Genomic DNA, 9837 nt, shown 5'->3' on the forward strand with positions numbered 1-9837 from the left:
CCGGTGACGTCCCCGGAAACATTCCCTGAGCACGACGACGGCCCCGGCTCGAAGAGCCGGGGCCGTCTGAGTTGTGGCTGGGGCCGGGGTCGAACCGGCGACCTATCGCTTTTCAGGCGATCGCTCGTACCAACTGAGCTACCCAGCCACGAAGCTCTTTCGAGCTCCAGCGGTCCTGACGGGATTTGAACCCGCGGCCTCCACCTTGACAGGGTGGCGAGCACTCCAAACTGCTCCACAGGACCAAGCTATGTGCGAGACCAAGTCTCGCACACGGTAAAGCGTGCCCCCAACGGGATTCGAACCCGTGCTACCGCCTTGAAAGGGCGGCGTCCTGGGCCACTAGACGATGAGGGCTAAGGGCCCGCCTGGGCGCTTCTCAGCGCGTCGGGGACGTGAGAAGCATATGGGATGCGGGGAGCTATCGCCAAAACGGTTTACGGGGAGGGGTTCGGCGTGGCGGGGGAGGGTGTGCCGGAAGGGGTCCCGGACGGCGATCCCGAAGGCGAGGGCTCCGCCGTCGGGTCCTCGGCGAGGTGGCGGGTGACCTCGGCCGTCGTCAGTCCGAGACCGCCCAGGGTGATCTCGTCCCACGCCTGCATCCGGCGGGTCGTCCGGTCCAGATAGAGGACCGAGGCGCGCACCTTCTCCGGCTTCTCGTTCTGGACCGCGCGCAGACCGCCGCCGCCCGTGGAGCCCTCGATCTTCAGCCGGGTGCCGTGCTTGAGGAGCTCGGTCTGCCGCTTGTGGATGTGGCCGGCCAGCACCAGCGGGACCGTCCCGTCGGTCTCGCGGGCGGCGACCGGGTTGTGGGCGACTGCGATGTCGACCGGCGTGCCCGCGGCCTCCTGATCCCGCAGCGCGGAGGCGAGGCGGATGCCTGTCATCCGTTCGGCGGGGTCGCCCTGCGCGACCACCGACCGGTCGGGGGTGAACTGCGGGTCGCCGCTGCCGGCGATGCGCAGCCCGGCCACGGTCACGGCCCTGCCGTCGTCGAGCACGTGCACGTTCTTGAGGCGGGAGAGGTACTCCTGGGTGGTAAGCGAGTCATGGTTGCCGCGCACCCATACGTACGGCGCGCCCAGGTCGGAGATCGGGTCGAGGAAGCCGTTCTCGGCGGCGGAGCCGTGGTCCATCGTGTCGCCGGAGTCGATGATCACGTCGATGTCGTACTGCTCGACGAGCGACGCGATGATGTGCCAGGCCGCCGGGTTGAGGTGGATGTCCGAGACGTGCAGCACCCGCATCGTGCCCGGGTCTGGCTGGTAGGCCGGGAGTGTGGAGGTCGCCTCGTACAGCTTGGTGACGTTGGTGACGAGACGGGCCAACTCCTCCTGGTAGATGCCGAATTCGGTGACGATCGAGCGGGCGTTGCCGACGACGGACGGCGCGGACGTCAGCAGGCCGGAGAACTTGGGCTCGAGAACGGACTTCGGGTTCCAGGTGGCATACGCGCTGACGCCGGACGCCGCCAGCAGGGCCAGCGCCAGGCCACCCGCCGCCAGCGCCCGGCGCGGGCGGCGGTAGACGGCGAGGCCGAGCGCGGTGGCTCCGGAGACGACGGCGACGCAGGACCGGAACGCCAGCTCCGTCGTGCCGTCCTGGACGTCGCGGGTGATCTCGTCCTGGAGGCCGGAGATCAGTTCCGGATGTTCCACCAGGGCCTGGGAGCGGACCGGGTCCAGCCGGTCCACGTCGACGTCGAGACGCACCGGTGCGGTGTGCGAGTCGAGCTCCAGCGCGCCCAGCGGAGAAACGTTGATCTTCGTTCCGCCGTTCAGGGAAGGCCGCAGCGTCATGGTCGTGTCCATGGGGCCGACCGGCGTACGGACGTTCCCGACGATCAGCAGCCCCAGCCAGGCGCCGATCAGGACGACGCCGGTGACTCCCAGCGCCCTGACCCATGGGCGGGGGGCCGGGTCCAGCGCGGGGGCGGGGGCCGGTCCGGCGGGCGCGCCGCGTTTGTGCAGGCGATGCAGGAGCCGGCTCAGTGCGGCCGGGATCGGCGGGAACGACGTGGGCGAGCGGTGCGGTTCCTGGGCTTGGCGGGCCATTGGTCCCGTATGCCCACACCGACGGGCGGCCATGCCGGGGCGACCACTCGCACGGCGTACGTGACAATGGCCGGGTGCTGGAGATGACGCGCGAGGAGTTCGAGGAACTGGTCTCCGAGGCCCTGGACAGGATCCCGCCCGAGCTGACGCGGCTGATGGACAACGTCGCCGTGTTCGTGGAGGACGAGCCCGCCCGGGACGACCCCGACCTGCTCGGCCTCTACGAGGGGACTCCGCTGACCGATCGCGGGGAGTGGTACGCGGGCGTGCTGCCCGACCGCATCACCATCTACCGGGGGCCGACGCTGCGGATGTGCGAGTCCCGCGAGGACGTCGTCGCGGAGACGGAGATCACCGTGGTGCACGAGATCGCGCACCACTTCGGGATCGACGACGAGCGGCTGCACGAGCTGGGGTACGGGTGATCTCCGGCGCCGACGCAGCCGGCGACACGGAGGCCATCGACCCGGACGTCGATCTCCACGTCCCGGCTCACCGGGCCGAGACTGCCGGCGGGCGCAAGTGGGCAGTGCTCGCCGCGATTTCGGCGGGCGGCGTGGTCGGCGCCTGCGCGCGCCACGGCGCGACCTTGCTGTGGCCGACACCCGAAGGCACGTTCCCGTGGGCCATCTTCTGGGTCAACGTGACCGGCTGCGCCCTGATCGGGGTGCTCATGGCGCTCGTCGGCGAGGGAGGCCGAACGGCGGCCGCGCTGGTGCGGCCCTTCCTCGGGGTCGGTGTGCTCGGCGGGTTCACGACGTTCTCCACGTACGCCCTGGACCTCTCGGGCCTGTTGGAGCGCGAAGAGGCCGGCATCGCGCTCGCGTACGCGGGCGGCACGCTCGCCGGGGCGATGGGCGCGGTGTGGCTCGGGGCCTCGGCGACGCGGGCGGCGCTGAACCGGACGGCGGCACCGTGAATTGGCTGCTGGTGGTCGTGGGCGCCGCGGTCGGCGCGCCGCTGCGGTATCTGACGGACCGTGCGGTGCAGGCCCGCCACGACTCGCTGTTCCCTTGGGGGACGTTCGTGGTGAACGCCGCGGGAAGCCTGGTGCTCGGCGCCGTGGCGGGTGCGTCGGTGTCCGCGCCGGCTTACGCGCTGCTCGGTACGGGCCTGTGCGGGGCGTTGACGACCTATTCCACGTTCTCGTACGAGACGCTGCGGCTGGCCGAGCGGGGACGGCGGTTCCTGGCCGTGGCGAACGTGGCCGCCTCGGTGCTGGTCGGGCTCGGATCGGTGTTCCTGGGGCTGGAGTTGGGGCGCGCCCTCACGGCGTGACCCGCCGCGCCGGTCCGCGCCGTGGCGGGATCCCGGGCGTGTCCCTTGCGGGGTGACGGGAGTTGGTCAGGGAGACCCGCGTCCCCTGCCCCGGAGGTGCCCCCGTGCGCCAGTTGTCAGCCCCCGGCCGTACGGCCGTCTGGATCGCCGCCTCCATGGCGGTCCTGGCCACGGCAGGCTGTATGAGCGTGAGCGACGACGGCGGGGCGAAGCCCGCGCCCAGCTCGTCCGCGGAGCGGCGCGGGACGGGGGCGGAACCGGACGGCGGACGTGTGCTCCCGGGCGGACACGGGCGGCAGGCGGGAGGCGGTGGGGACGCCTCCCGCGATCCCGACGGGAACGACGGGAGCCCTTCGCCCGCCCCGAGCGGTCCGGCCTCCGCCGGTGCGGGGCCCTCCGAGGCCGCCCCGCCGCCCTCGGAGCCGAAGCCGTCCGCGCCCCCCGGGGGTGCCGGGCCGTCCGCGTCCCCGCCGCAGCCGTCGATGCCGCCGGCGGAGGAGTCGCCGGAGCCGCCGGTGGAGAGCCCTCCGCCGTCACCCCCGCAGCCGTCCGACCCGCCGAGTGCCTCCTCCGCGCCCGAGGTGCACGCCGGCGCGATGCGGGTGGTGTCGGCCGACGCGGACGCGGAGCCCTCGGCGTCACCGCAGTCGCGCCCGCACGGCCAGGGCGGAAGCGACGGGGCCGGCCCGTCCGCCGCCTAGGGAGTGTGCCGGGCGTCACTCGGCAGCGGTTTGCCTTCGGTGGGGGAGGGTGCGTATGGTGGTAGATCGTTTGATCCCATTGCCCGGCGCCGAAACAGAAGAGCGCCGCGTGGCGCGTACTCTCCCTAGCCGTGGCTGACCGCATCGAGGCGGTCGAATTGCGAATTCACGGAGTTTGGGCGCGTGCCGAGACTCCGGAAGGTTTCGCATTTCGCATGTCCAATTTCAGCACTGATCACGCCGTCATGCCCGAGAACGACGAGATTGTCGAGACGGTTGTCGCGGAGGCCGCAGAGGCCGCCGAGGAGCCGCAGACCACGTTCGCGGAGCTCGGCCTCCCCGAGGGCGTCGTACGCAAGCTCGCCCAGAACGGCGTGACCACGCCCTTCCCGATCCAGGCCGCGACCATCCCGGACGCCCTGGCCGGCAAGGACATCCTCGGCCGTGGCCGCACCGGCTCCGGCAAGACCCTCTCCTTCGGTCTGCCGACCCTGGCCACGCTGGCCGGCGGCCACACCGAGAAGAAGAAGCCCCGCGCGATCATCCTCACCCCGACCCGTGAGCTCGCGATGCAGGTCGCGGACGCGCTGCAGCCCTACGGCGACGTGCTCGGCCTCAAGATGAAGGTCGTCTGCGGCGGTACCTCCATGGGCAACCAGATCTACGCCCTCGAGCGCGGTGTCGACGTCCTCGTCGCCACCCCCGGCCGCCTGCGCGACATCATCAACCGCGGCGCCTGCTCCCTGGAGAACGTCCAGGTCGCCGTCCTCGACGAGGCCGACCAGATGTCCGACCTGGGCTTCCTGCCCGAGGTCACCGAGCTGCTCGACCAGATCCCGGCCGGCGGTCAGCGCATGCTCTTCTCCGCCACCATGGAGAACGAGATCAGCACGCTGGTCAAGCGCTACCTGACCGACCCGGTCACGCACGAGGTCGACAGCGCCCAGGGCAACGTCACGACCATGAGCCACCACGTGCTCGTCGTGAAGCCCAAGGACAAGGCGCCGGTCACGGCCGCCATCGCCGCCCGCAAGGGCCGCACGATCATCTTCGTCCGCACCCAGCTCGGCGCCGACCGCATCGCGGAGCAGCTGCGCGAGTCGGGCGTGAAGGCGGACGCGCTGCACGGCGGCATGACCCAGGGCGCCCGTACCCGCACGCTGGCCGACTTCAAGGAGGGCTACGTCAACGCGCTCGTCGCGACCGACGTCGCCGCCCGCGGCATCCACGTCGACGGCATCGACCTGGTCCTGAACGTGGACCCGGCCGGTGACCACAAGGACTACCTGCACCGCTCCGGCCGTACGGCCCGGGCCGGCAAGTCCGGTGTCGTCGTCTCGCTGTCGCTGCCGCACCAGCGCCGCCAGATCTTCCGGCTGATGGAGGACGCGGGCGTCGACGCCTCGCGTCACATCGTCGGCGGAGCGGGCGCGTTCGACCCGGAGGTCGCCGAGATCACCGGCGCCCGCTCGCTGACCGAGGTCCAGGCCGACTCGGCGAACAACGCCGCCAAGCAGGCCGAGCGCGAGGTCGTCGAACTGACCCGCCAGCTCGAGCGCGTCCAGCGCCGTGCGACCGAGCTGCGCGAGGAGGCCGACCGTCTGGTCGCCCGCGCCGCCCGTGAGCGCGGTGAGGACCCGGAGGCCGCCGTCGCCGAGGTGACCGAGGCCGCGGTGGCCGAGATCGCCGCGGTGCCGGAGCAGGCCGAGCCGGTGCGCGACCGTGACGAGCGTCCCTCGTCCGACCGTCGTGACGAGCGCGGCAACTTCCGCCGTGACGACCGTGGCGGCGACCGCGGTGGCTTCCGCCGTGACGACCGTGGCGGTGACCGCGGTGGCTTCCGTCGCGACGACCGCCGTGACGACCGTGGTGGCCGTTCCTTCGAGCGTCGTGACGACCGCGGTGGCGACCGTGGCGGCTTCCGCCGTGACGACCGCAGTGGTGACCGTGGCGGCTTCCGTCGCGACGACCGCCGTGACGACCGTGGTGGCCGTTCCTTCGAGCGTCGTGACGACCGCGGTGGCGACCGTGGCGGCTTCCGCCGCGACGACGACCGTGGCGGCCGTTCCTTCGAGCGCCGTGACGGTGACCGTGGCGGCTTCCGCCGCGACGACCGCGGTGGCGACCGTGGTGGCTTCCGCCGCGACGACCGCCCCGCCGGTCACCGTGGCAGCGACCGTCCGTTCAACCGTGACCGCCGCGACGACCGCCCCTCGAGCGGCTTCCGTCCCGGTGCCGGCGACCGCCCGTACGGCCGCCGTGACGACCACCGCGGTGGCGCCGGTTCGAGCTCCGGCTCCTTCGGCGGCGGCCGCCGCGACGACAAGCCGCGCTGGAAGCGCAACGGCTGACCTCGTGTGAGGACCGATTGAGCAGGGCCCGTACGGCACTTCGGTGCGGTACGGGCCCTGCTTCTTCGTGTACGGCGCCGCTTCTCGTGCGGGTGCGTGCCTCTCCCGGTGCCCGGGAAGGCGCCCTGCGAGCGGGTCGCGCCTGAACGTGTTCACGCTCCTTCGCCGGCGACTCGTGCGGGGGAGCGGAGATACCCGATCGGCTCCGGGGATCTCTCCCGCTATGCTCAGGGGTGTTGTGGCGAGGGCCGTTAGCTCAATTGGCAGAGCAGCGGACTTTTAATCCGTTGGTTGTGGGTTCGAGTCCCACACGGCCTACCACTCAGCCCCAGGTCAGGAAGGTTCTGGCCTGGGGCTGATCTTGTCTCCGGCCGGCCTCGGCGGTGATCCGGCCCCACCGGCCGGCCCGGACGCCGGTACCCCGGGAACCCGCGCACACTGGAGACAGGAGGTGTACCCATGGCACTCGAAGACGACTGCGACCACACGACCGGGATCCAGCACGACATCACCAGGACGGGAGACGAGGAGCTCGGGGCGAAGCGGTACCTCTGCGGCAAGTGCGGGCACGAGTACACGGTTCCGCGGCAGGACACCGCGAACGAGGACCCCGGCGGTCAGTCGCTGAAGTAGCGGCGCACTCCTGAGGACGCTCGGTCGCGTCGCCGGCAGCAGAGGAAGACCTGTTCCTCGGGCGGTACGTCGCTGATCGCCGGTGCGTAGGTGTACGAGGACTCCTCGAGGATCTCGAAGTCCTGCTCGACGACCTTGTGCAGCTCCTCACGGAGGTAGCCGGACACCCGGATGCTCTTTCCGAGGAACGGGATCGCGCGGTTGTCCATGTCCGCCTCCACCATCGAGATCACGAACAGGCCGCCGGGAGCCAGCAGGTGGTGGACGGTGCGCAGGGCCTCGGGGATCTCCTCGCGGGGGAGCATGAGCAGGGAGAAGAAGGCCGTGACCGCGTCGAAGCGGCCCAGGTCCGCGGGGCCGCCCGGCCGGAGGTCCGCGACGTCGAGTCGGTGGAACACCCCTTCCGGCACGTTCGCCCGGGCGAGGCGCACCATCTCCTTCGACAGGTCGACACCCACCACCTCGAATCCGGCGTCCGCCAGCCGCCGCGCGGTCGGCACTCCGGTACCGCAGCCCAGATCCAGCACCCGTGCCCCGGGGGACAGCGCCTCGGCCAGCCATTCGCCGGCGGAGATCTGGCCCTCCTTGTGGGGGAAGGCATCGTCGTAGCTGTCGCCGATGGCGTCGAAGGCCTCAGCCTGGTCCCTGCGGTCGGGGCGTATGCCCTCGTAGTCGGCGTCGCTGATCCCGTTTGTCACGAAAGTACCTTTCGGAGGCCGCTTTGGGTGACCCATAATCGCGCTGTCGCCTTCCGGTGTCAGGCGGATGGCATCGGAGGCGCCCGGCTCGGTACTGCGCTGTGGTGCCGGGCTCCGGCGCCCTGGTCGAGGCTCGGCGGCAGGCGGGCGGCACGCGAACCCAGGGGTGGCGCGGCGGGACGGACCCCAAATGCGACTCTCAGATGCGTGTTTGTTAGCGTCGCCTCGTGCGACTGACCAAGTTCACCGATCTGGCGCTCCGCGCCGTCATGCGCCTCGCGGTCTCCGAGCAGGGCGGGCCTCTGACCACCCGCGCGGTGGCGGAGGAGATGAACGTTCCTTACGCGCACATGGCCAAGGCGATCGCCCGGCTCCAGCGTCTCGGCGTCCTGGAGGCCCGGCGTGGACGGGGCGGAGGGCTCGAGCTGACCGCGCTCGGCCGGCGGGCCTCCGTCGGATGGCTGGTGCGGGAGCTGGAGGGGGAGGGTGAAGTGGTCGCCTGCGAGGGCGATGCGCCATGCCCCCTGCGCGGGGCCTGCAGGCTGCGGCGGGCGCTGCGCGATGCCCAGGAGGCGTTCCACGCCGCCCTGGATCCGCTGACGGTGGCCGATCTGGTGGCTTCCCCGGCGGGGCCGGTCCTGGTCGGGCTCTCAGGTCGCCGCACCGGATGAAACCAAGCTGAAGCCGTGCCCTCAGGGGTTTCAGAACGACGGCTTTGAATACGCAGATGAAATACCAATTAAGGAGTAGTCGTGCTCTCCGAGCAGTCCGTCCCGGTCGTCCGGGCCACCCTCCCCGTCGTCGGAGCCGCCATCGGCGACATCACCCAGCTCTTCTATCGCAAGCTCTTCGACGACCGGCCCGAGCTGCTGCGGGACTTCTTCAACCGGGGCAACCAGGCCAACGGGGAGCAGCAGCAGGCGCTGGCCGGCTCGATAGCCGCCTTCGCGGGCATGCTGCTCGAGCGGCCCGACGAGCGGCCGGACGCGATGCTGGCGCGGATCGCCAACAAGCACGCCTCCTTGGGTGTCACCTCCGGCCAGTACAAGCTCGTGCACGAGCACCTGTTCGCGGCGATCGCGGAGGTGCTGGGTGACGCCGTCACCGCCGAGGTCGCCGCCGCCTGGGACGAGGTCTACTGGCTGATGGCGAACGCCTTGATCGCGGCGGAATCACGTCTCTACAAGGAGGCCGGCGCCGCCGACGGTGAGGTGTGGCGCAGCATGGAGATCGTCGAGCGGCGCGAACAGACGCCTGACGTGGTCTCGTTCCTTCTTCGCCCGGCCGACGGATCTCCCGCCGGTGCCTTCAGGCCCGGGCAGTACGTCAGTGTCCAGGCCGAACTCCCTGACGGTGCCCGGCAGATACGCCAGTACAGCCTCTCCGCGGCCCCCGGTGGCTCGCAGTGGCGCATCACCGTCAAGCGGGTGCGGGGCGCGGCCGGTCCGCAGGGTGAGGTCTCCTCGTGGCTCCACGAGACCGCGCGGGCCGGGGATCTGCTGACCGTCTCCTTGCCCTTCGGCGATCTGGTGCTGGGCGAGGACGAGGGCCCGCTGCTGCTGGCGTCCGCCGGCATCGGCAGCACGCCGATGCTCGCCATGCTCGACCACCTCGCCGCCATCGGTTCCGACCGCCGGGTCATCGTCGTGCACGCCGACCGCAGCCCGGCGGACCACGCCCACCGCGAGGAGTTGCGCCGTCTCGTCGACGCCCACCCTTCCGCGTCCCTCCACCTCTGGTACGAGACCGGCGGCGACGACGGTGCGGCGGCCGGGCAGGCCGACATCGGCGCACTGGACCTCCCCGAGGGGCTCACGGCCTATCTGTGCGGCCCGTTGCCGTTCATGCGTTCCGTACGGGGTGAACTGCTGCGCCGGGGCGTTCCCGCCGCGGCCGTCCACTACGAGGTTTTCGGGCCCGATCTCTGGCTCGGACAGGAGTAGCCGGCGACAATTTTCCGGCCTTCTCCCGCCGCTGCTCGTAATTGGTACGGATCTTGCTCTGCATGGCGTAAGGTTGTGTTCACCGACGCGGGGTGGAGCAGCTCGGTAGCTCGCTGGGCTCATAACCCAGAGGTCGCAGGTTCAAATCCTGTCCCCGCTACTGATGACACCGGCCCGGT

10 protein-coding genes and 5 tRNA genes are annotated in these 9837 nt (G+C 71.2%); 10 read left to right on the forward strand and 5 right to left on the reverse strand.

Translation table 11 applies throughout. The features are described from left to right. Window positions 1–74: 74 nt before the first annotated feature. The 4 genes from ACWGH4_RS23340 to ACWGH4_RS23355 form a co-directional block, all read right to left on the reverse strand. Window positions 75–148, reverse strand: a tRNA-Phe gene (locus ACWGH4_RS23340). Between the two features lie 22 nt (window positions 149–170). Beyond that, window positions 171–245, reverse strand: a tRNA-Asp gene (locus ACWGH4_RS23345). 39 nt (window positions 246–284) lie between these two features. Beyond that, window positions 285–357, reverse strand: a tRNA-Glu gene (locus ACWGH4_RS23350). A gap of 80 nt (window positions 358–437) precedes the next feature. Beyond that, entirely contained in the window at window positions 438–2054 is a 1617-nt protein-coding gene (locus ACWGH4_RS23355) for a metallophosphoesterase family protein (protein WP_453464048.1), read from the reverse strand. Window positions 2055–2128: 74 nt separating this feature from the next. On the opposite strand from ACWGH4_RS23355, the gene ACWGH4_RS23360 reads away from it, so the two are divergent. The 7 genes from ACWGH4_RS23360 to ACWGH4_RS23390 all read left to right on the forward strand — a co-directional run bounded on the left by ACWGH4_RS23360 (window position 2129) and on the right by ACWGH4_RS23390 (window position 7017). Then, window positions 2129–2479 (forward strand): metallopeptidase family protein, encoded by a 351-nt coding sequence (locus ACWGH4_RS23360; protein ID WP_441263201.1) that lies wholly within the window; start codon window positions 2129–2131, stop codon window positions 2477–2479. Next, window positions 2476–2973: a fluoride efflux transporter FluC gene (locus ACWGH4_RS23365; RefSeq protein ID WP_453464052.1), complete on the forward strand. Its 498-nt coding sequence runs from the start codon at window positions 2476–2478 to the stop codon at window positions 2971–2973. The genes ACWGH4_RS23360 and ACWGH4_RS23365 overlap by 4 nt, the downstream gene beginning before the upstream one ends. Then, window positions 2970–3332: a fluoride efflux transporter CrcB gene (gene crcB, locus ACWGH4_RS23370; RefSeq protein ID WP_441263199.1), complete on the forward strand. Its 363-nt coding sequence runs from the start codon at window positions 2970–2972 to the stop codon at window positions 3330–3332. The genes ACWGH4_RS23365 and crcB overlap by 4 nt, the downstream gene beginning before the upstream one ends. Window positions 3333–3436: 104 nt before the next feature. Continuing rightward, entirely contained in the window at window positions 3437–4033 is a 597-nt protein-coding gene (locus ACWGH4_RS23375) for a hypothetical protein (RefSeq protein WP_453464056.1), read from the forward strand. A 215-nt stretch (window positions 4034–4248) separates the two neighbouring features. Beyond that, window positions 4249–6384 carry a DEAD/DEAH box helicase gene (locus ACWGH4_RS23380; protein WP_453464059.1) on the forward strand — a complete coding sequence of 712 codons (2136 nt, stop codon included), beginning with the start codon at window positions 4249–4251 and terminating at the stop codon, window positions 6382–6384. A 245-nt stretch (window positions 6385–6629) separates the two neighbouring features. Continuing rightward, a tRNA-Lys gene (locus ACWGH4_RS23385) sits at window positions 6630–6705 on the forward strand. Between the two features lie 138 nt (window positions 6706–6843). Beyond that, complete coding sequence (locus tag ACWGH4_RS23390; RefSeq protein ID WP_441263196.1) at window positions 6844–7017, forward strand: hypothetical protein; 174 nt, start codon at window positions 6844–6846, stop codon at window positions 7015–7017. Here ACWGH4_RS23390 and ACWGH4_RS23395 read toward each other — a convergent pair. Continuing rightward, window positions 7002–7715 carry a class I SAM-dependent DNA methyltransferase gene (locus tag ACWGH4_RS23395; RefSeq protein WP_453464063.1) on the reverse strand — a complete coding sequence of 238 codons (714 nt, stop codon included), beginning with the start codon at window positions 7713–7715 and terminating at the stop codon, window positions 7002–7004. The genes ACWGH4_RS23390 and ACWGH4_RS23395 overlap by 16 nt on opposite strands. A gap of 227 nt (window positions 7716–7942) precedes the next feature. Here ACWGH4_RS23395 and ACWGH4_RS23400 point away from each other — a divergent pair, with 227 nt between their 5' ends. From ACWGH4_RS23400 to ACWGH4_RS23410, 3 genes are all read left to right on the forward strand, one after another. Beyond that, window positions 7943–8386: an Rrf2 family transcriptional regulator gene (locus ACWGH4_RS23400; protein WP_441263194.1), complete on the forward strand. Its 444-nt coding sequence runs from the start codon at window positions 7943–7945 to the stop codon at window positions 8384–8386. A gap of 81 nt (window positions 8387–8467) precedes the next feature. Further along, window positions 8468–9658 carry a globin domain-containing protein gene (locus ACWGH4_RS23405; protein ID WP_453464066.1) on the forward strand — a complete coding sequence of 397 codons (1191 nt, stop codon included), beginning with the start codon at window positions 8468–8470 and terminating at the stop codon, window positions 9656–9658. Between the two features lie 86 nt (window positions 9659–9744). Further along, a tRNA-Met gene (locus tag ACWGH4_RS23410) sits at window positions 9745–9818 on the forward strand. The last annotated feature ends 19 nt before the right edge of the window (window positions 9819–9837 follow it).

The organism is Streptomyces sp. NPDC054847 (assembly GCF_053610925.1).